The following is a 20,659-nucleotide window of genomic DNA, read 5'->3' on the forward strand; positions in this document are numbered from 1 at the left end:
TAGCGGTGGCGGAGGGGGTCCATGGCGGCCGACGGTCTGCGAAATCCCTGTTTCGGCTGGGTAAGTCCATATTGACCCTGTGCCCGAAATGAAGGGTCCGGTACCGCCCAGGTGCGGAGTTCCGCAGCAGACCGCCGGGGAGGCCGGGCGCCCGCCGCGAGCGCCGTCTCCGGCACGGTCCGGCACCCGTTCCGAGGTCCGCCCCCGGGGCCCGTCCCGGAACGGGAGGTCCGGCCGCGGGGCCCGTTCCGACACGACCCCGGGCCCGTGGAGGAGCCCGGCGGGGCCCGGAGAGCGGACCGGCTCTCAGGGAACGTTCGGGGCGGCCGGAGCGGGCGAACCGGCCCCGGTGACCGACGCCGCCCACCGGTAATCCTGCTTGCCGACCGCCGTACGCCGCACCCGGTCCACGAAGTGCACGGTGCGCGGCACCTTGAACCCCGCCAGCCGGACCCGGCAGTACGAGCGCAGCTCCGCCTCCTCCAGACGGGCGTTCGCGGCCAGCGAGACCAGCGCGGTCACCCGCTGCCCGAGGTACTCGTCGGGCGAGGGCACCACGATGGCGTCCTCCACCGAGGGGTGCGCCTTGAGCGCCGCCTCCACCTCCTCGGGGTAGACCTTCTCCCCGGCGGTGTTGATCACCGCGCTGCCGCGCCCCAGCAGCGCGATCGAGCCGTCGGCGTCCCACGTCCCGAAGTCGCCCGACAGCGCCCAGCGGCGACCCTCGGCGTCGGTCGGGAAGGTGCGCGCGGTCGCCAGGGGGTCGTTGTAGTAGCCCAGCGGGATCCGTCCGGTGCGCGCGATTCGCCCCACCTCCCGCGAACCCGGGGGCAGCGGGCGCAGGGACGCGTCCAGCACCGCGATGCTGCCGCCCATGGTGAAGCTGCGGCTGCCCGAGGGGCCGCCCCCGGAGGGGGCCTCCGCCGGACCGGCCGGTTCGGCGGAGGTCGCCGACCCGCACACGCCCGTCTCCGAGCCCCCGTAGGCGTCGGAGAGGGACACGTCCTCGCGCCAGGCGTGCCACAGCGCGCGCACCGCCGGGGTGAGCGGGGTGCCGCCGGAGCGGACCGAGGCCAGGTCCGGGCACAGCCCCGGTTCGGTGAGCAGGTGGCGGGCCAGCGGGCGGGCCATGGCGTCGCCCACCAGCTGGAGCGCGTGCACGCCCTCCCGGTGCGCCGTCTCCAGCACCCGGTCCGGACGGAAGCTGCGGTCGGTGGACAGCACCACCCGTTTGCCGCACAGCAGCATGCTCAGCGCGTTCCACTGTCCGGCCGCGTGCATGAGCGGTCCGAGGACCAGCATGCGCTGCTCGAAGCAGCGCGCGGCGCGCTCGGCCACCTCCCGAGGGGTGCGGGCGCTGGGCGTACCCGGAGCGCGGCGCTCCAGGGCCGCGCGGAAGATGTCCGCCTGCCGCCACAGCACGCCCTTGGGGTAGCCCGTCGTGCCGCCGGTGTAGAGCAGGTAGTGGTCCTCGCCGCTGGTCGGGGGCAGGACCGCGTCCTCGGGCGCCGAGGCCAGTGCCTCCTCGTAGTCGAGGCCCCGCGTCCCGCGCGCGGAGCCGTCCGCGACGAGCAGGACGTGGCGCAGCCGGGGCAGGTCGGAGCGGACCGTGTCCACCGCCCCTGCCAGCGAGTCCTCCGCGATCAGCGCGACCGCGTGCGAGTCGGCCAGGACGTGGCGCAGCTCGCCCGCGACGTAGCGGTAGTTGACGTTGACCGGGACCGCCCCCGCGCGCAGGACGCCGAGGAAGGACTCCACCCACTCGGCGCGGTTGAACGCCAGGACGGCGACGTGCTCGCCGGGGCGCACGCCCGCGCCGACCAGGTGGCGGGCCAGCCGCAGCGAGCGCTCGTGCAGGGCGCGGTAGGTGAGCCGCCGGGGACCGGCGACCAGGGCGGTCCGGTCGGGCACGGCCTCGGCGACCGCCGCGAACAGGCGGGAGAGCGAGAAGGGGGCGTCCGGGGACGCGGAGGTGGGCACGCCTGACCTCCCGGGCACGGTCGACGGGGCCGTCCACGGCTCGGGGCTCGCGGCGGCTGAGTGGCTGTTGGTGCGACCGTACCCCTCGGGGGGCGGCCCGACCGCCGTCGGGGCTGTGGAGCGCGTCACCAGGGGCGTTATCGCAGGTCACCATGGATGTGACGACCCCGCTCAGAGGGTGTGCGCGGCGTTTCGCGGACGGGTTTTCGGGCATCGCCCCCGAGCTGTGATATCTCCCACCCCTTGTGGGCTCACCGGATCATCTGCTCAACTCTTGGGGACCTCCCGCCGAAGGGGCGCGATCCGGCCCGATGGTGGGTATCAACTGTCTGACATCGGTCAATGGTGATCGGAGCGGCTAGATGGGCAACACCCAGAACCTGGGACAGCGGGACTCCGCCGGGAACCCTGGTGGAGAGGCACTCTCCGGCGCGGACCACATCGCGCTCGCGCGGGCGCGGTCGGCGCACAACTACTCACCCCTTCCCGTCGTGATCGCCGAGGGCCGTGGCGCCTGGGTGACCGACGTCGAGGGCAGGAGGTACCTGGACTGCCTGGCCGGGTACTCCGCCATGAACTTCGGCCATCACAACCCCGACCTGCTCGCGGCGGCGCACCGGCAGATCGACCGGGTGACCCTCACGAGCCGGGCCTTCTACAACGACCAGTTCGGCCCGTGGGTCAGCGCCCTCGCCGACATGGTCGGCAAGGAGAAGGTCCTGCCGATGAACACCGGCGCCGAGGCGGTGGAGACCGGCATCAAGGTGGCCCGCAAGTGGGCCTACGAGGTCAAGGGCGTGCCCGAGAACGAGGCGACCATCGTCGTGGCGGGCGCCAACTTCCACGGCCGCACCACCACCATCGTCTCCTTCTCGTCGGACCCGGAGGCCAGGACGGGTTTCGGGCCCTACACGCCGGGTTTCCGGTCCGTGCCCTACGGTGACGCCGAGGCCATCGAGGCCGCCATCGACTCCACGACCGCGGCGGTCCTCATCGAGCCCGTGCAGGGCGAGGCGGGGGTGATCGTGCCCCCGGCGGACTTCCTGCCCCGGGTCAGGGAGATCTGCGACCGCGAGCGGGTGCTGTTCATCGCCGACGAGGTGCAGTCGGGCCTGGGCCGCACCGGGACGGTCCGGGCCTGCGAGCACAGCGGGGTGGTCCCCGACGCCTACCTGTTCGGCAAGGCGCTGGGCGGCGGCATCCTGCCGGTGTCGGCGATGGTCGCCGACGAGGACGTGCTCGGCGTCATCCAGCCCGGCCAGCACGGCAGCACGTTCGGCGGCAACCCGCTGGCCGGGGCGGTCGGGAGCACGGTCGTGCGGATGCTCACCGAGGGACCCTACCTGGAGAACACGCGCCGTCTGGGCGAGGTGCTCAAGCGCCGCCTCAAGGAGTTCGTCGGGGACGGGGTGGTGTCCGCGCGCAGCATCGGGCTGTGGGCCGGCATCGACGTCGACCCGTCGCTGGCCTCCGGCCGGGAGCTGTGCGAGCGCCTCGCCGACCACGGGGTCCTGGTCAAGGACACCCACGGCTCCACCGTGCGGATGTCGCCGCCCCTGGTGATCAGCGAGGAGGACCTCAACTGGGGTCTGGACCGCTTCGCCGAGGTGATCAAGGAGCTCCAGGCGGGCCGGTAGCGACGCGACGCGGGGCCGACGCTTCCCCGGGTCAGGGGGCGTCGGCCTCGTTGCCGGGCGGCTCGGTGGCGAACTCCGGGTCCAGCGGCCCGCCCAGTTCCGACCTCAGCTGCTCGGGATCAACCTTCTCAAGGGTCTCCCGGGCCACGTAGACCTCCCGCTCGGGGCCCTCCACGACCTGCAGGCGCACCCGCTCGGCGATGGACAGCTGCCCCTGCGCGGTGGGGTGGAAGCTCGCCCGGTCCACGCGCAGGCCCTCGCCCAGCTGTCCGAGCACGATCCCGTTCAGCCAGGCCGCGTCGGCGCTCACCTCGTGCCCGCTCAGGGCGGAGAAGGTGTTCACGTACTCCACGCTGCCGGTCTGGCGCCCGCCGTAGACGTCGCCGTCCACCCGGTAGGCCGTGTCGCGGATGAGCTCGTTGAAGCGCTGGGCCAGACCGTTCAGCCAGAGCTGGTCGCTCCTGGTCAGCGTGTAGTACATGCCCGGGGGGTCCTCCGGGAACAGCCGCGGGTAGCCCAGCACCAGGATGCGGGCGTCGGGCGCGCGGTCGCGGACCTCCCCGAGGATCTCGGTCAGGGTCTCCTCGAAGGTCCTCATCCGCCTGTCGACCTCCTCCTCCTGCTCGACGCAGACGCTGCTCTCCAGGAGCGGCATCCGCACCATGCAGGTGCGCAGGACGGGGATGAAGCCCAGGTCGTTGCCGCCGATGCCCAGGGTCACCAGGGACGTGTTCTCGGTGACCCGCTCGATCTGGGACTCGGAGGTGCCGATCTGCTCGACCATCTCCGAGCCCTTGTGGCTGCTGCACGCGTAGAAGGCCAGCGAACCGGTGAAGTCGAACTCCTCGGCTACCACCCGGGGGTAGGCGTTCTCCGAACGCCAGCAGCCGCCCGCCTCGGCGGTGTCGGGGGCGTAGTCGCCCGCGCCGTCACCGGAGGAGTAGGAGTCGCCCAAGGCCACGTAGTTGCCCCACAGCGCGGCCTCCTCGGGCTCCATCCGGACCCGCCAGTCGGTCTGCTCCTCCTCGGTGATCGGGGGGAGCTCCTCGGCCGGGCACACGCCGTCGGTGGTCTCGCACCACAGGGAGACCAGACCCTCGCGGGTGGCGGGCAGCGCCAGGACGGCCACCATGACCAGGATCAGCGTGACCGAGACGGCGGCGGCCACCCGGGAGCGCCGGCGCCGTCGGCGCGGACGGCCTTCCCCGTCCTCCCCGCCGGAGCCGTCCCCGCCGCTGCCGTCATCGGCCCCGTCACCGGAACCGCCGGTGCCGCCCGGTCCCGCACCGGTTCCGCCGTCGTCGGGGCCGCCGGTGCCCGCCGGGCCGCCGCTGCCGTCCGCTTCCTCGCCGGAGGGGTCCTCCTCCGGCTCGCGGGGGGCGGCGTCAGGTACACGGCCGACGGCGGAGGGGTCCGCGGGGACCGGCTCCGGCGCCTCGGGGCCCTCACCACGTGCTGACACGGCCGCTATCGCCTCCCCGGGTCCCGGCGGACTCTCGTCACCTCCGCAAGACTATCCGGGACGGTTCGCCGCGATGACGTCCACGACCCGGTCCACGTCGGCCCCGCTCAGCGTCGCCCGGGCGGTCAGCCGCAGCCGGGACCGGCCGTCGGGGACCGAGGGCGGGCGGAAGCAGCCCACGCGCACGCCCGCAGCCAGACAGGCCTCGCGCCAGGCCAGAGCGGCCTCCGGGGAGGGCGCCGTCACCGACACCACGGCGGCGTCCGGGGCGCTCGCGGGCAGCCCGCGTCCGCGCAGTCCCTCCGCCAGCCGCCGCGCGCGGTCGCGCACCGCGTCGGCCAACCAGGGCTGGGCGCGCAGCACGCGCAGCGCGGCCAGGGCCGCGCCCGCCGAGGACGGAGCCAGGCCGGTGTCGAAGACGAAGGTGCGCGCGGTCTCGGTCAGGTGGCGGACCACCCGGTGCGAGCCCAGCACCGCGCCGCCCTGAGAGCCCAGCGACTTGGACAGGGTCACCGACACCGCGACGTCGTCCGCGCCGCGCAGCCCGGCGGCGGTCGCCGTCCCGCTCCCGCCGGGCCCCACCACGCCCAGGCCGTGCGCGTCGTCCAGCAGCAAGGCGGCGCCGTGTCCGCGGGCCGCGCGCGCCAGGGCGGCCGCGTCGGTGAGGTCGCCGTCCACGGAGAACACGGTGTCGCTCAGCAGCAGGGCCCGCCCCCCGGCGGTCGCGAGCGCCTCGGCGGCCCGGTCCGCGTCGGCGTGGTCGTAGAGAGCCACGCGCGCCCCCGAGGCCCGGGCCAGGCGGGTCGCGTCGATGAGGGAGGCGTGGTTGTACCGGTCGCACACCAGCAGGGGAGGGGCGCCGCCGTCCGGCGCGGCCAGCGCGGTGACCATCGCCAGGTTCGCCGCGTACCCGGACGAGAACACCAGCGCCGACTCCGCGCCGTGGAAGTCGGCGAGCTCGCGCTCCAGCTCCCGGTGCAGGCCGGTGTCCCCGGTGACCAGCCTCGATCCGCCCGCGCCCGCGCCCCACACGCGGGCGGCGTCCCCGGCGGCGGCCACCACGTCCGGGTGCCGCAGCAGCCCGAGGTAGTCGTTGCCCGCCAGGTCCAGCAGGCCGTCGGCCGCGGGCCGGGGCGTGGCGCGCCGCGTCAGCCCGGCCTCGGCGCGTGCGCGGGCGGCGGCGTCCAACCACGCGAAGGGGTGTCCCGGCGGCAGCGCCTGAGCACGGCGTGCGGGGGCCGTGGCGCGCAGGGGCCACGGGCGGCGGGTGGGTGCGGCGGTGCTCGGCATACGCGGGTCGGCCTCCTGGGTCGTGGGTGCGGTCGGGCCGGGAGGCGAGGGCGCGTCCCCGGCGGGGACCGACCCAGCGGCGGCCAATCCCGCTGGGGCGGTCCGGTCCTTCGTGCCAGGGAGGCGTCTACGACTCTGCCGTCCCGCGCACGTGCGCGTCATTCACCGAAGCCCACAAAGATCCGCCCGGATTCCTGGTGGGACCGCACGGGGGCGCGCACGGGCGTGGGGTGAACAATGGAGCCCCATGACCCCGACGTCCCCCGCGGCTTCCGCGGACCTGGCGCCCGCGGACCGCTCCGCCCGGATCCGCGCCGCGGACACCGCCCATCTGTGGCACCCCTACACCACCGTTCCCGCCGCGGAGCGGCCGTACGTGGTCACCGGTGCCGAGGGGGCGACGCTGACCCTGTGGTCCGAGGAGGGCGAGCGGCGCGTGGTGGACGCGATGTCGTCCTGGTGGTCGGCGGTGCACGGCTACCGCCACCCGGTGCTCGACGCCGCGGTGCGGCGGCAGGCCGACGCGTTCAGCCACGTCATGTTCGGCGGGCTCACCCACGGGCCCGCCGCGGACCTGGCCGAGGCCCTGGTGGCGGTCACCCCGCAGCCGCTGGAGCACGTCTTCCTCGCCGACTCGGGCTCCGTGGCGGTGGAGGTCGCCATGAAGATGTGCATGCAGTACCACCGCTCCACCGGCAGGCCCGGGCGGCGTCGCTTCCTCACCTGGCGGGGCGGCTACCACGGCGACACCTTCCACGCGATGAGCGTGTGCGACCCCGACGGCGGCATGCACTCCCTGTGGGGCGACGTGCTGCCCGCCCAGGTGCACGCCCCCGCGCCGCCCTCCGGGTTCGACGCCGAACCCGACCCCGGCTACGTGGCCGCCTTCGAGCGCCTGGCGGCCGAGCACGCCGACGAGCTGGCCGCGGTCATCGTCGAACCCGTGGTGCAGGGCGCGGGCGGCATGCGCTTCCACCACCCGGGCTACCTGCGGGAGCTGCGGCGGATCGCCGACGAGTACGGGCTGCTGCTGGTCTTCGACGAGATCGCCACCGGCTTCGGCCGCACCGGCGAGTTCTTCGCCGCCGACCACGCCGGCGTCGCCCCCGACGTCATGTGCCTGGGCAAGGCGCTGACCGGCGGCTACCTGACCCTCGCCGCGACGCTGTGCACCGCACGGGTGGCCCGCGGCATCGCCGGGGGCGAGGTGCCGGTGCTCGCCCACGGGCCCACGTTCATGGGCAACCCGCTGGCCTGCGCGACCGCGCTGGCCTCGGTGGACCTGTTGACCGGCGGGGACTGGAGGGGCGACGTGGCGCGGATCGGGACCGGCCTGCGCGAGGGACTGGCCCCGCTGGAGGGGCTGCCGGGCGTGCGCGAGGTGCGGGTGCTCGGCGCGATCGGGGTGGTGGAGCTGGACGCGCCGGTGCGCATGGCCGAGGCCACGCGGGCGGCGGTGGAGGCGGGGGTGTGGCTGCGGCCCTTCCGCGAGCACGTGTACGCGATGCCGCCCTACGTGTGCACCTCGGAGGAGGTGGCCACCGTCGCCGACGGGATGGCCGCCGCGGTGCGGGCCTGCCTGGGGGAGGAGCGCCGATGAGCGTCCTGGTGGTGACGGGGACCTGCACCGGGGTCGGCAAGACGGTGGTCACCGCGGCGGTGGCCGCGCTGGCGGTCGCGGCGGGACGGCGGGTGGCCGTGCTCAAACCGGCCCAGACCGGGGTGGGGCCCGGCGAACCCGGCGACGCCGACACCGTGGCCGCACTGGTCCCGGGCGTGACGACGGCGGAACTGGTCCGCTACCCCGAGCCGCTGGCCCCCGCCACGGCCGCCGCCCGCTGCGGGGCCGAACCCGTGCGGGCCGAGGCGGTGGCCGAGGCCGTGTGGCGCCTGGCGGGCACGCACGACCTGGTGCTGGTCGAGGGGGCGGGCGGGCTGCTGGTGCGCCTCAACGCTGAGGGGCAGACCCTGGCCGACGTCGCCGTGCTGCTGTCCGCGCCGGTCCTGGTGGTGGCCCGACCCGACCTGGGCACCCTGAACGCCACCGCGCTGACCGCCGAGGCGCTGCGCACCCGCGGCCTGGCCCCGGCCGGGGTGGTGGTGGGGTCCTGGCCGGACCGCCCGGACCTGGCCATGCGCTGCAACCTCACCGACCTGTCCGCCATGGGGGCGGGGCCCCTGGCGGGAGCCGTGCCGCGGGGCAGCGGGGCGCTGGACCCGCGCGCGTTCGCGGACGTGGCCCGCCGCTCCCTGGCGCCCCGCCTGGGCGGGGTCTGGCGGGTCGGCGCCGGGTCGGGGATCAGGTCGGAGGGGGCACCGGCGAGGACAGGGTGAACGCCCGCGCCCCCGGACCGTGCGCGCGTAGCCACGCCGCGCGCTCCCCGGCCTCCCCCGGCGACACCGGGGTTCCGGCGGCCGACCACCACAGCGTGCGCTCCACCTCCGGGAAGGAGCCGACGGCCGCGCGGAAGGCCAGCACGTCCCGGTGCGCCGCCTCCACGAAGGACCGCAGGTCGCCGGGGGAGCGCCACAGCGAGACGAGGCGGACGCGGTCCCCCTCGTCGAGGAAGTGGACCTCCTCCAGGTGGCCGGGGTCCCGGCGGGCCCGTTCGCGCAGGGCGGCGGCGAACGCGCCGAGGCGGCGGCGGTCGCCCCGCAGGACGCGCGCCTCCACCAGCACCGGACGGCCGGTGCGGAGCGCGGGACCGTGCTCCCCGGGGCGTTCCGGGCGGCGTCGGGGCGTGCGGCGGACGGTGTCGTGTCGGCGCTGGGCGAGGAAGTGCATGACCGCTCCCGAGGAATTGGACTGCTTGTGCGGGGACCACTTCGGCTCTGGTGGTATCCCCTCCGGTGATGCCAGTATGGAATCCGGGGGCCACTCCCCACAGAGCCAATGGAGGGGAAAATGGACTCTTCCCGGAGTTCCGCCGAACTCGCCGACCTCCTCGGCGCCTGGCCCCGGGGAGGCGGGCCCCTCTACCGGCGCCTCGCCGACACCCTGCGCCGGCTGGTCGACCAGGGCAGCCTCACCCCCGGCGAGCGCCTGCCCTCCGAACGCGCCCTCGCCGCCGGCCTCCGGGTCAGCCGCACCACCGTGGTCTCCGCCTACGACGCCCTGCGCGCGGACGGCATCCTCGACAGCAGGCAGGGCAGCGGCACCCGCGTCAGCAGCCGGGTCGCGCCCGTGCGCTCGGACGGCTGGACCGCCAACGGCACGGGCAACCCCATGTACCGCAACCTCTTCCAGCACGAGGAGGGGCTCATCTCGGCCGCCTGCCTGTCCACCCCCGCGCTCCCCGGCGTGGAGGAGGCCATCCGCCGGGTCGTGGCCGAGGACCTGCCCGCGCTCATGGCCGAGGGCAGCTACCACCCCAGCGGTCTGCCCGCGCTGCGCCGGGCCGTCGCCGACCACTACACCGCCCGGGGCCTGCCCACCACCGCCGACCAGATCGTCGTCACCACCGGCGCCCACCAGGCCGTCAACCTGGTCGCCCAGCTCTACCTGCGCAACGGCTCGCCCGTCGTGGTGGAGGACCCCAGCTTCGCGGGCTGCCTGGACCTGATGGGCGACCGGGGCGCCCGCTTCCTGCCCGTGCCACTGGACGAACAGGGACTGGACGCCAACGGCGTGCGCCGCGCCGTGGCCGAGCACGCGCCCCACCTCGTCTACACGATGCCCTCGTACCACAACCCCACCGGCACGATGATGTCCGCGGCGCGCCGCCGCGAGCTGGGCGAGTTGTCCGCCCGCCACGGCGTGCCGGTGCTGGAGGACCACGCCTACACCGGCCTGCGCGCCCCCGACGAGCCCCCGCCGCTGGCCGCGTTCGCCCCGCGCGGGGCCGAGGTCATCACGGTGGAGTCGCTGTCCAAGGTCGGCTGGGCCGGGCTCCGGCTGGGCTGGCTGCGCGCGCCCGCCGAGATGGCCCTGCGCCTGAGCCGCCGCAAGGTCCTCGCCGACCTGGCCAGCCCCCTGCTCGACCAGGCGGTGACCGTGCGCCTCCTGGAGCGCTACGACGAGCTGTCCCGGCAGCGCTCCGCGCTGATGCGCGAGGCCCTCGACCACATGGAGGAGCTGCTGCGCGGGGCCCTGCCCTCCTGGGAGTGGCGGCGCCCCGACGGCGGGGCGGCGCTGTGGGTGCGCCTGCCCGGTGTGGAGGCCCGCGCCTACGTGCAGGTCGCGCTCTGCCACGACGTGGAGCTGGTCCCGGGCTCGGTGATGTCGGCGTCCGGAGGGGAGCGCCACGCCGAGTGGTTCCGGCTGCCCTTCGCCTACGACGCCCCCACCCGAGAGGAGCTGGTCTGGCGGCTGGCGCGGGCCTGGCGCGAACTCGACCGGCACGGGCCGGTGGAGGCCGACCCGGTCCGCCTCGTGGTCTGACCCGCCGGGGCCCGGGGCGGAGGCCCGGGGGCGGGGCCCGGCGCAGGCCGGGGGCCCGGGAGAAGCGGCCCCGTACACGCGCGAGGGCGGCATCACCGGTGGGTGGTGCCGCCCTCCGCCGTGTCCGGCGACGAACCGGACGGGGGACCGGGCCTAGCCGATCTTGACCCCGCGGGCGTTGGTGAAGCGCTCCTGGACGTCGGCCCAGTTGACCACGTTCCAGAAGGCCTTGGCGTACTCGGCCTTCACGTTCTTGTACTGGAGGTAGAAGGCGTGCTCCCACATGTCCAGCATCAGCAGCGGAACGGAGCTGAGGGCGGTGTTGCCCTGCTGGTCGTAGAGCTGCTCGATGACCAGGCGCTGACCCAGCGCGTCCCAGGCCAGGATCGCCCAGCCCGAGCCCTGGATGGTGGTGGCCACGGCGGTGAAGTGCGAGCGGAAGGCGTCGAAGGAGCCGAACTGGTCGTCGATGGCCGCGCCCAGCTCGCCCTCGGGCTTGTCACCGCCCTCGGGGGACAGGTTCTTCCAGAAGATGGAGTGGTTGACGTGGCCGCCCAGGTTGAAGGCCAGGTTCTTCTCCAGCATCGGGATGGTGCCGAAGTCGCCGGTCTCCCGGGCCTCCGCCATCTTCTCCAGAGCCGTGTTGGCACCGGCGACGTAGGTCGCGTGGTGCTTGTCGTGGTGCAGCTCCATGATCTGACCGGAGATCCACGGCTCCAGGGCCGCGTAGTCGTAGGGCAGTTCGGGAAGCGAGTACGGCGCAGACATCTCTGACGCACCTTTCCAATGACGCGGTTCGTCGTGTTCACCAGCGATGGGATCGCCTAGGCAGCAAGCTATCAGTCGGGCGGCGGCTCACCCGATGTCAGGCTCTTTACACTCCGGTGCGGGAATAAACCGAGGCCGTCGGCCCCGGTCCGGAGCGTCCGGCCCCGTGCCCGCGGCCGCCGCCCCCTGTGGGAGCGGACCCCGCACGGACGGCCCGCGAGGCCGAGGTCCCACCGCCGCCTCCTCCCCGCACTGCCCGGCACGGCCGATCCCAATCCTCGCTTTCGCGGTGAAATCGCCGGGGATGCGGAGGCGGGCGCGCGGACTTCGCGGAAAACACCCGCCGGTGTCCGCCGCCACCGCGTTGAATTCGCAGGTGGGAGGAGGAAGAATTGGCCGTGGTGCTCCGAACGGCACACGGCCGCCCGCGTCCGGGCCCCGGCGCCCCCGCGCGGGAGGTCCCACGGGAGGCCAGCGGGTCGCGGGACGGGGTCGCCGACGCCCCGGGAAAACTCCGGATGCGTGCAAATGAGAAGCACGTGATGCGCGGGTGAACGGAAGGCGAATTGCGCGTAATCCAGGTTTCGATTCCCCTTCGGGGGCGTCCGTTATTTCCTCGAAGGGCTAAGGTCGAAAGCGTCTGAGCGGATTGCCGTCCTCCCCGAAACACCGGGCGAAGCGGCAGTTCAGTGCCGGGAAACCAGCCCTTCCCCTCTCGTCCCCCCCGCGGCCCGCGCCCGGCGGAACCGTGTCGAAACTCCCGTGGAGGTATCCGCCCATGCGGTCGCTTCGCAGCCGTCTCCGTCCACTCCTGGTCACCGGCGCGGTGGTCGGCGCCGCTGTGCTCTGCGTGCCTACCGCCCTGGGGATCGCCGGCCTGATCGGCTGGACGGACGTGCTCACCCTCACCTTCCTCGGCCTGCTCGCAGGTGCCGTGGGCGTGCTCGGGCTGGGCACGCTGCTCCTGTACCGCAGGGTGGGCGCCCTCTCCAGGAGCGTGTCCACCTCGATGGAGGCCCACAGCCGCAGCGTCGCCGAGACGCTGGGACGGGACCGTCTGGAGGCGACCCTGGCCATGGACGGCGTCCGCGAACGCCTCGCCCACCTCCAGGACCACACGCTTCCCAAGGTCAGCCGCGAGATCAGGAACGTGGTCACCGCGCGGGGCCGCGACGACTACGAGCAGCAGGTCGCCTGGACCGAGCTGCGCGAGCACCTCGACACCGCCGCGTTCATGCCGCCCCTGCGCGGCTGGGCCGCCTCCCCCGACGTGCTCCGCATCCTGGTGCGCCAGATCGACCGGCTGCGCCCCGAGCTGGTCGTGGAGTGCGGCAGCGGCGCCTCCAGCGTCTGGATCGGCTACGCCCTGCGCCGTGCGGGCACCGGCAGACTCGTCGCCGTCGAGCACGACGCCCGCTACGCCGAGCTCAGCCGCGAACTCGTGGCCGCGCACGGGCTCGACGACATCGTCGAGATCCGGCACGCCCCGCTGGTCCAGACCCCCAACACGACGGTCACCGTCGAGGGCGAGGAGCGGCCCACCGCCGACCGCTGGTACGACACCTCGGTCTTCGCCGACCTGGAGGGCATCGGCCTCGCGTTCGTCGACGGCCCGCCCCAGGCCACCGGCCTGCAGGCCCGCTACCCCGCGCTGCCCGTCCTGCTGCCGCGCTGCACCGAGGAGGCCGTCATCGTCCTGGACGACGCCGCGCGCGTGGACGAACGCGCCATCGGGGACCGCTGGCTGGCCGAGCACCCCGAACTCCAGCGCGTCGAGGAGGCCGCAGAGAAGGGCGCCCACGTCTTCAGCCGCAAGGGCGTCTAGGGAGTGTTCCGTGGAGGCTTTCGGATCAGCGAGCGGCCGTCCGGGCAATCTCTCGCAAGACGGTTCGCGCAGGTCAGCCTGGTTGGCTTTTCAAGCGAAACCGGCGCAGCGAGAGGAAGTCCGGTGGTCGCGAGCCCGAAATGATCCAAGGAACACGACCTAGCGAACGCCGCGTTCCCACGCACCGCCTGACGGGCTCCCCGCCGAGCCCCGACCGACACACCCGAGGTCACCCGATGATTACCACCGCCCTGCGGCAGGCACTGCGCGCCCGTGGCACCGAGGCCGCCGTGCTCTGCCACGCGGGTGCCGACACCCGCTCCGTCCTGGCCGAGCTGCCGCTACGCCCCGACGACATCCTGGTGGACCTGGACGCCCACCCCCTGGGACAGCCCCTGGAGCTTCCGCGCGCCTGGATGCGGGACGAGGAGCCCGAGGTGGGACTGGTCGCGGTCGTGGCCGCCACGACCACCGACCTGCACCGCGCCCTCACCGTCTCCACGCACCTGCCCAGAGCCGTGCACATCGTGGTCGCCATGGTCGCCACGTCCGGCCACCAGGAGCCCCCGATCCCGGCCTCCCCGGGCATGGGCCAGTGGCGCGAACTCCAGGAGGTGCGGGTCCGCCGCGTCAACAGGAACGGCTGGCTGTGCGAGCTGTTCTTCCCCAACGGGATGGACACCGTCCAGGTGGTCGACGCCGTCGTGCACGGCACCCGGGGACGGCGCCGGGGACCGGCCACCGCGCCGCTGGCCGTCCTCAACGGGCCCGAGGCCGCCCTGTGGCGGCCGGGCGACACCGGAGTGCGGGGCGTGGAGGCCCAGGGGCCCGTCCCGCTGCGCCGGGTGACCCCCGTGGGGGACCTGGCGCTGCGCGTGTCCGACGACGTCGAGCGGCCCGAGTGGACCGACCCGGTCGTCCCCGTCCTGGACCGCGCCACCACCGCCGCCGACTCCTGGGCCCGGATCGCCGGGCCGGACGGGCACGTGCGGGCCCAGGGGGCGGTGCCGGACGCCGCGCACGCGGTCGCGCCCGTGGACGAGCTCACCGTCAACCCCACCGGGTTCACCAGGGTCAAGGACGGCAACCTGGCCGACCTGACCGTCCACGGCCCCCACGCCGTGGTCAGGGAGGGCGGCAAGGACCTGGTCACCGTCGCCGCCGACGGCACGGTCACCGACGTCGACCTGGCGCGCCTGCGCCACCTGCGCGGGGTCAGGGTGGACTGGTCCGGGCACACCGGACCCAGCGCCGCCGTGCGCGCGGTCGCCTCCCTGGCCGCCGGCGGGGTGCCCCTGATCAGCGGCGAGGTGCCCGCCTGGGCGTCGGGCCTGGGCGGACCGCTCACGGACCTGATCACCGGAGCCCGCGACGAGGACCTGCGCGATCAGCTGCGCCGCGAGGAGTACAGCGTCCGCCTGCGCCGCACGGCCCTGCGCGCCCACGGCCAGCGCTCCCGCTGGCGGGCCCTGGGGGCGCAGGCCGGGATCCCCCTGCCCCGGGAGCCCCGGATCTCGGTGATCCTGTGCACGCGCCGCCCCGAGATGGTCGGGTTCGCGCTCGCCCAGATCGCCCGGCAGCGCGACGTGGAACTGGAGGTGGTCCTCACCCTCCACGGGTTCACCGCGGACCTGCCCGAGGTGCGCGCGGCGATCGACGCGTTCCGGGAGACGGGGCTGCCGCTGGTCCTGCACGAGGCCGACGCGGGCCAGATCTTCGGCTCGGTGCTCAACGACTCCGTCGACCGCGCCTCCGGAGACCTGATCTCCAAGTGGGACGACGACGACTGGTACGGCCCCGACCACCTGGCCGACCTGCTGCTGGCGCGGACCTACTCCGGCGCCGAGCTCGTGGGCACCGGACAGGACTTCATCTACCTCCAGGAGGTGGACCTGACCGTCTGGCGCAACCGCAGGTCGGAGGCGGCCACCCGGTTCATCGCCGGGGGCACGATCCTCACCGACCGCGTGGTGATGGAGGAGATCGGCGGCTTCCGGCCGCTGCCCCGCGCCATCGACACCCAGCTGCTCCTCGCCGTCATCCGGGGCGGCGGCCGCATCTACCGCGCCCATGGACTCGGATACGTGCTCCGCCGCACCGGCGGCGGGCACACCTGGTCCGAGGACATGGCCTTCTTCCTGCACAACCACACCCAGCAGTGGTTCGGCTGGCGTCCGAGCGCCATCGTGGAGGGCGAGCCCTCGCCCCTCGGCCAGCCCGCCACCGAGTACACGGGGGAGATCCGTTGACCACGCTTGACACGACTCCGGAACCGGTCTCCGGCGGCCGCGCGACCGCGCCGCTCCTGCCCCGCGCGCAGACCGACTACCGCGACCAGCCCCGCGCGCGGCGCAACGACTACTCCGTGCTCCAGCCGCCCGCGATCGGAGAGTGGACCCCGACCCTGTCGGTGTCGGTGGTCATCCCCGCCCACGGGCACCAGGACAAGCTCGAACTGGTCCTGGCCTCCCTGTCCGCGCAGAGCTACCCCGCGCACCTGATGGAGGTGATCGTGGTGGACGACGGCTCGCCCGAACCCCTCAAGCTCTCACCGGTGCGCCCGGAGAACACCCGGCTGATCACCTCGGCCCCCGGCGGCTGGGGTTCGGCGCACGCCGTCAACAGCGGCGTGGCCGTCTCCTCCGGCCAGGTGGTCCTGCGCCTGGACGCGGACATGCTGGTCTACCGAGACCACGTCGAGTCGCAGATGCGCTGGCACCACCTGGTCGACTACGGGGTCGCCCTGGGCCACAAGATGTTCGTGGACTTCGACCCGAAGGCCATGACCGCCGAGTACGTGGCCGCCGAGGTGAGCGAGGGGCGCGCCTCCCAGCTGTTCGACCGCGAGAGCGCCGACCCGCACTGGGTGGAGCAGACCATCGACGGCAAGGACAAGCTGCGGACCGCCGACCGCCTGGCCTACAAGGTGTTCATCGGCGCCACCGGCTCCCTGCACCGCACCCTGTTCGACGCCGCGGGCGGCCTGAACGGTGAGCTGGTCCTGGGCGGCGACAGCGAGTTCGCCTACCGGGTCTCCCAGCAGGGCGCCCTGTTCGTCCCCGACCTGGACACCAGCAGCTGGCACCTGGGCCGCACCCAGATGCAGACCCGCCGCGACGCGGGCACCCGCTACCGCGCCCCCTTCGTGGCCAACCGGGTGCCCGACTTCCACCTGCGGCGCAAGCGCCCCGACCGGCAGTGGGAGGTCCCGCTGGTCGACGTGGTGATGGACGTGGACGGCGCCACCCTGGAGGACGTGGACACCACCGCGTCCGCGCTGCTGTCCGGCACCACCCCCGACATCCGGTTGTGGCTGGTCGGTCCATGGGACGTGCTGGACGAGGGGCGGCGCTCCCCGCTGGACGAGGAGCGGCTCGACCTGCGGCTGATCCGGGAGACCTTCCGGGGCGACCCCCGGGTGCGCCTGGTGGAGGAGGCGCCGGGCCACGACCCGCTCGTCAACTTCCAGCTGCGCGTGCCCGCCGGTCCGGCGCTGAGGGAACGGGCGGTCGTCGAGCTGGTCGACATGGCCAACAAGAACAAGGCCGGGCTGCTGTGCTCGCCGGTGCCCGGCGCCACGCGCGGTGACGGCGTCATGCGCCTGGAGCGGATCGCCGCCTACGCCAGGGCCCGCCACCTGTGGCCCGAGGCGGGCTCCGAGGAGCTGGACCGCCGGGTGGAGGAGGTCTACGGCACCCACTGGGTCCCCGGGACGGACTTCGTGTTCCCGGAGGAGGGCGAGCGAAGCAAGCCCGAGAACCCCGAGGTGCTGCGGCGCAAGCTCGACCACGCGCTCGCCGAGGTGGAGCGCATGCGCGCGCGGGCCAGGCGCGCCGAGCGCAAGCTGCGCTGGTTCACCCCGGGGCTCACCCGCAGGGCGCTGCGCAAGCTGGCGCGCTGAGCACGCGGCCCCGGTCGGCGGGAAGACCGCCCGGCCGGGGCCGCGCCCGCGCGCCCGGGCCGCCCCGCGGCATTCCCGGGAGCGGAGGGCCTCAGGGCACCCAGAGGCCGAGCGACTCGGCCACCAGGGCGGGCCGCTCCCGGTCCTCGATCTCCACGGTGTGGGTCGTGGTGACCAGGTAGCCCTTGGGGGTCTCCTGGACCGAGCTGAGCTCGACGCCGTCGCGGATGCGCGAGCCGGACACGACCGGCTGGAGGAAGCGCACCTTGTTGAGCCCGTAGTTGATCGACATGCTCGGTTTCTTCGTCACCGAGATCACCGACTGGGAGAAGTGGGCCAGCATCGACAGGGTGAGGAACCCGTGCGCGATGGTGCCCCCGAAGGGGCCCGCGGCCGCCCTCTCCGGTTCGGTGTGGATCCACTGGTGGTCCTGCGTCGCGTCGGCGAACAGGGAGATCCGGTCCTGGTCGATGGTCACCCAGTCGGTGTGGCCCAGGTGCTCGCCCTGGGATGCGAGCACCTCTTGGATGTCGGCGAATACGCGCACCGCGCCTCCACGGTCGTCGGGTCCGGAAACGGGGGCCGGACGGTGCCGCAACTCTACCTAACGCTGTTCGGTTAGGGGAGGAGGGAACCCGGTCGGGCGCGGCGGAGTTCTGCTGCGGTTGCTGCGGTTGCTGCGGTTGCTGCGGTTGCTGCGGTTGCTGCGGTTGCTGCGGTTGCTGCGGTTGCTGCGGTTGCTGCGGTTGCTGCGGTTGCTGCGGTTGCTGCGGTTGCTGCGGTTGCTGCGGTTGCTGCGGTTGCTGCGGTTGCTGCGGTTGCTGCGGTTGCTGCGGTTGCTGCGGTTGCTTAGGGGCCGCCGGTCAGTGCCGCCGTCGGGCGCCGTTGGCGCGTCCGCGCTCCACGCGGGCCTCGCGCGGGCCGTCGGCGTCCACGACCAGGGCCCGGGCGGTGCGCTCGGCCACCGCCGCGCGGTCCACCGTGTGCCCCAGACCGCTCTCGGTCAGCGGGACCGGCACCACCCCGTCGTGCGCGCGCACGGGCGGGAGCACCAGGTCGCGGCCACGGCTCCCGGCACCGGGCATCTCCACGGGCAGCGAGGCCCCCGACAGCGAGGCCAGCGCGACCGTCGCGGCGCGGCCGACCCCCGTCGCCGCCGAAGAACCGCACCACACCCGCCAGCCCGCGTCCACGGCTCGGTCCACCGCGCGGCGGGCCGCCGTGAGGCCGCCCATACGGGCCGGGTCCACGTTCACCGCGCCGCCCGCCTCGGCCCGGATCGCCTCGGTGAGGTCGTCCACCGACTCCAGGGATCGGCCCAGCGCCACCGGCGTGCGCATCTGGGTGGACAGCCGGGCGTGCGCCGCGAGGTCGTCCGGTGCGAAGGGGTCCTCGACCGCCAGCAGGCCGAGCCCGTCCAGGACGCGCAGCGCGTCCAGATCGGCGGGGGACTCGGTGTAGCGGCAGCCCGCGTCCGCCTGGAGGACCAGGAACGGAAAGCTCGACTGCACCGCGCGCACCACGTCCGCGTCCCAGCCCGGCGCGATCTCCAGCCGGATCCGCCGGAAGCCCGCCCCCACCTGGCGGTTCACCTCCGTGACCACCGACTCCACGGCCGCCTGGCGGGTCAGCGTCACTCCTGCGGTGAGCGCGGTGCGCTCCCCGCCCAGGGCGTGCGAGAGCGGGGTGTCGCGCTGACGGCTCCACAGGTCCCAGCACGCGGCGTCCAGGGCCCCGGCCACGGCCGGGTCCCAGGGCAGGTCGGCCCAGGCCTCGCCCGCCTCGGTCGGACGCCGCCAGGAGTGGCCGAGCAGGGCGGGGGCGAAGGCGCGGGTCAGGGCGTCCCACTGGGCCGCGCTGGCCTCCGGCAGCTCTCCCCAGCCGCTCACGCCGTCACCGTCGGCCACCCGGACCAGGACGGGGCCGTCGGCGCCGGGGCCCCGGCCGCCGGCCGGGGGTCGCAGCCGGATCAGCTCTAGTTCGACGATCCGGGTCGCGGTCGCCGAGCCGGTGTGTGCCACGCTGTCCCACCTCGGTACTCGTCCTCCCGCGACCGGCCGCAGAGCCGGACGCGCGGGCTTTCCCCTCGACCGTACCCCCGGCCGACCTGCGCGACCACCCCGAACGGTGCGGTCCGCGCCACCCGTGCGGCCGGGCGGCGCGGACCCCGGGCGCGTGCCGCCCGCGTTCGGGGACCTAGCCCTGGACCAGCACCTCGTCCAGCGGGCGGTGCTTGAGCCCGTGTGCCTCGGCGACCGGGGCGGAGACCACGTCGCCGTCGAAGGTGTTCAGGCCCCCGGCCAGCGCCTCGTCCTCGTTCATGGCGCGCCGCCAGCCCTTCTCCGCCAGCGCCACCGTGTAGCGCAGGGTGTCCTTGGTGAGGGCGTGCGTGGAGGTGTTGGGCACCGCGCCCGGCATGTTCGCCACGCAGTAGAACACCGTGTCGTGCACGTGGAAGGTGGGGTCGGCGTGCGTGGTGGGGCGCGAGTCCTCGAAGCACCCGCCCTGGTCGATCGCGATGTCCACCAGCACCGCGCCCGGCCGCATCCGCGACACCAGCTCGTTGGTCACCAGCTTGGGCGCCTTGGCCCCCGGCACCAGCACCGCGCCGATCACCATGTCCGACTCCAGTACCGACAGCTCCAGCTCGAAGGCGTTGGACACCACCGTCTTGACCCGGCCCCGGTAGAGGGAGTCCACGTGCCGCAGCTTGTTCACGTTCAGGTCCAGCACGGTCACCTCCGCGCCCATGCCCACCGCGATCTGCGTCGCGTTCAGGCCGGAGACGCCCGCGCCGATCACGGTCACGCGCGCCGGGCGCACACCCGGCACCCCGCCCATCAGCACACCGCGCCCGCCGCTGGGCCGCTGGAGGGTCACCGCGCCCATCTGAGGGGCCAGGCGGCCCGCGACCTCCGACATCGGGGCCAGCAGCGGCAGGGAGCCGTCCGGCAACTGCACGGTCTCGTAGGCGATGCCGGTCACCCGCCGGTCCAGCAGGGCGTCGGTGCACTCGCGCGAGGCGGCCAGGTGCAGGTAGGTGAAGAGGGTCTGCCCCTCCCGCATGCGGTGGTACTCGGCCGCGACCGGCTCCTTGACCTTCAGGACCAGCTCACCGGCGTCCCACACCTCGTCGGGGGAGTCCAGGACGCGCGCGCCCGCCGCCTCGTACTCGGCGTTGGAGATGGAGGAGCCCAGGCCCGCGTCGCGCTCGACGACCACCTCGTGGCCTCGTCGGACCAGTTCGTGGACACCGGCGGGGGTGATGGCCACCCGGTACTCGTGGTTCTTGATCTCGCGGGGCACGCCGATGCGCACGGTTCCTCCTACGGCCGTCTCCGGTGATACCCCCACTGTGAACTGCGGGGGTGCCCTGGCGCCATCGCCAACATGCATCGCTGTCGACGATCTTGTT

The 20,659-nt window shown here is 74.2% G+C and carries 15 protein-coding genes; 7 read left to right on the forward strand and 8 right to left on the reverse strand.

The window, feature by feature from the left end:
* Nucleotides 1–306: 306 nt before the first annotated feature.
* The gene (locus tag ACSTA4_RS07225) at nucleotides 307–1,980 is read right to left on the reverse strand and encodes an acyl-CoA synthetase (protein ID WP_444962896.1); all 1,674 of its coding nucleotides are present in this window, start codon (nucleotides 1,978–1,980) and stop codon (nucleotides 307–309) included.
* 362 nt (nucleotides 1,981–2,342) lie between these two features.
* Here ACSTA4_RS07225 and rocD point away from each other — a divergent pair, with 362 nt between their 5' ends.
* The gene (gene rocD, locus ACSTA4_RS07230; protein WP_248773939.1) at nucleotides 2,343–3,617 is read left to right on the forward strand and encodes an ornithine--oxo-acid transaminase; all 1,275 of its coding nucleotides are present in this window, start codon (nucleotides 2,343–2,345) and stop codon (nucleotides 3,615–3,617) included.
* A 31-nt stretch (nucleotides 3,618–3,648) separates the two neighbouring features.
* Here rocD and ACSTA4_RS07235 read toward each other — a convergent pair whose 3' ends face one another.
* Both ACSTA4_RS07235 and ACSTA4_RS07240 read right to left on the reverse strand, forming a co-directional pair.
* Nucleotides 3,649–5,079, reverse strand: a complete 1,431-nt coding sequence (locus ACSTA4_RS07235) for an SGNH/GDSL hydrolase family protein (RefSeq protein ID WP_444962897.1) — start codon at nucleotides 5,077–5,079, stop codon at nucleotides 3,649–3,651.
* 51 nt (nucleotides 5,080–5,130) lie between these two features.
* Nucleotides 5,131–6,369: an 8-amino-7-oxononanoate synthase gene (locus ACSTA4_RS07240; protein WP_444962898.1), complete on the reverse strand. Its 1,239-nt coding sequence runs from the start codon at nucleotides 6,367–6,369 to the stop codon at nucleotides 5,131–5,133.
* A gap of 247 nt (nucleotides 6,370–6,616) precedes the next feature.
* Here ACSTA4_RS07240 and ACSTA4_RS07245 point away from each other — a divergent pair, with 247 nt between their 5' ends.
* Nucleotides 6,617–7,969: an adenosylmethionine--8-amino-7-oxononanoate transaminase gene (locus ACSTA4_RS07245; protein ID WP_444962899.1), complete on the forward strand. Its 1,353-nt coding sequence runs from the start codon at nucleotides 6,617–6,619 to the stop codon at nucleotides 7,967–7,969.
* Complete coding sequence (bioD, locus tag ACSTA4_RS07250) at nucleotides 7,966–8,703, forward strand: dethiobiotin synthase (RefSeq protein WP_444962900.1); 738 nt, start codon at nucleotides 7,966–7,968, stop codon at nucleotides 8,701–8,703. Before ACSTA4_RS07245 ends, bioD begins: the two co-directional genes overlap by 4 nt.
* Here bioD and ACSTA4_RS07255 read toward each other — a convergent pair.
* Nucleotides 8,669–9,154, reverse strand: a complete 486-nt coding sequence (locus tag ACSTA4_RS07255) for a DUF3291 domain-containing protein (protein ID WP_444962901.1) — start codon at nucleotides 9,152–9,154, stop codon at nucleotides 8,669–8,671. The two genes, bioD and ACSTA4_RS07255, sit on opposite strands and share 35 nt — an antisense overlap.
* 120 nt (nucleotides 9,155–9,274) lie before the next feature.
* Here ACSTA4_RS07255 and ACSTA4_RS07260 point away from each other — a divergent pair, with 120 nt between their 5' ends.
* Nucleotides 9,275–10,750, forward strand: a complete 1,476-nt coding sequence (locus ACSTA4_RS07260) for an aminotransferase-like domain-containing protein (protein WP_444962902.1) — start codon at nucleotides 9,275–9,277, stop codon at nucleotides 10,748–10,750.
* A gap of 153 nt (nucleotides 10,751–10,903) precedes the next feature.
* On the opposite strand, the gene ACSTA4_RS07265 is transcribed toward ACSTA4_RS07260, so the two are convergent.
* Nucleotides 10,904–11,518, reverse strand: a complete 615-nt coding sequence (locus ACSTA4_RS07265) for a superoxide dismutase (RefSeq protein ID WP_444962903.1) — start codon at nucleotides 11,516–11,518, stop codon at nucleotides 10,904–10,906.
* A gap of 778 nt (nucleotides 11,519–12,296) precedes the next feature.
* On the opposite strand from ACSTA4_RS07265, the gene ACSTA4_RS07270 reads away from it, so the two are divergent.
* From ACSTA4_RS07270 to ACSTA4_RS07280, 3 genes are all read left to right on the forward strand, one after another.
* Complete coding sequence (locus tag ACSTA4_RS07270) at nucleotides 12,297–13,343, forward strand: class I SAM-dependent methyltransferase (protein WP_444962904.1); 1,047 nt, start codon at nucleotides 12,297–12,299, stop codon at nucleotides 13,341–13,343.
* A gap of 236 nt (nucleotides 13,344–13,579) precedes the next feature.
* A complete protein-coding gene (locus ACSTA4_RS07275) occupies nucleotides 13,580–15,592 on the forward strand; it encodes a glycosyltransferase (RefSeq protein ID WP_444962905.1) in 2,013 nt (670 codons plus the stop codon).
* Complete coding sequence (locus tag ACSTA4_RS07280) at nucleotides 15,589–17,244, forward strand: glycosyltransferase (RefSeq protein ID WP_444962906.1); 1,656 nt, start codon at nucleotides 15,589–15,591, stop codon at nucleotides 17,242–17,244. The genes ACSTA4_RS07275 and ACSTA4_RS07280 overlap by 4 nt, the downstream gene beginning before the upstream one ends.
* Before the next feature lie 91 nt (nucleotides 17,245–17,335).
* On the opposite strand, the gene ACSTA4_RS07285 is transcribed toward ACSTA4_RS07280, so the two are convergent.
* The 3 genes from ACSTA4_RS07285 to ald all read right to left on the reverse strand — a co-directional run bounded on the left by ACSTA4_RS07285 (nucleotide 17,336) and on the right by ald (nucleotide 20,562).
* Complete coding sequence (locus tag ACSTA4_RS07285; RefSeq protein ID WP_444962907.1) at nucleotides 17,336–17,791, reverse strand: MaoC family dehydratase; 456 nt, start codon at nucleotides 17,789–17,791, stop codon at nucleotides 17,336–17,338.
* Between the two features lie 316 nt (nucleotides 17,792–18,107).
* A complete protein-coding gene (locus ACSTA4_RS07290) occupies nucleotides 18,108–19,265 on the reverse strand; it encodes an enolase C-terminal domain-like protein (protein ID WP_444962908.1) in 1,158 nt (385 codons plus the stop codon).
* A gap of 175 nt (nucleotides 19,266–19,440) precedes the next feature.
* Nucleotides 19,441–20,562: an alanine dehydrogenase gene (gene ald / locus ACSTA4_RS07295; RefSeq protein WP_248773947.1), complete on the reverse strand. Its 1,122-nt coding sequence runs from the start codon at nucleotides 20,560–20,562 to the stop codon at nucleotides 19,441–19,443.
* Between the last annotated feature and the right edge of the window lie 97 nt (nucleotides 20,563–20,659).

The organism is Nocardiopsis sp. M1B1, from assembly GCF_052466615.1.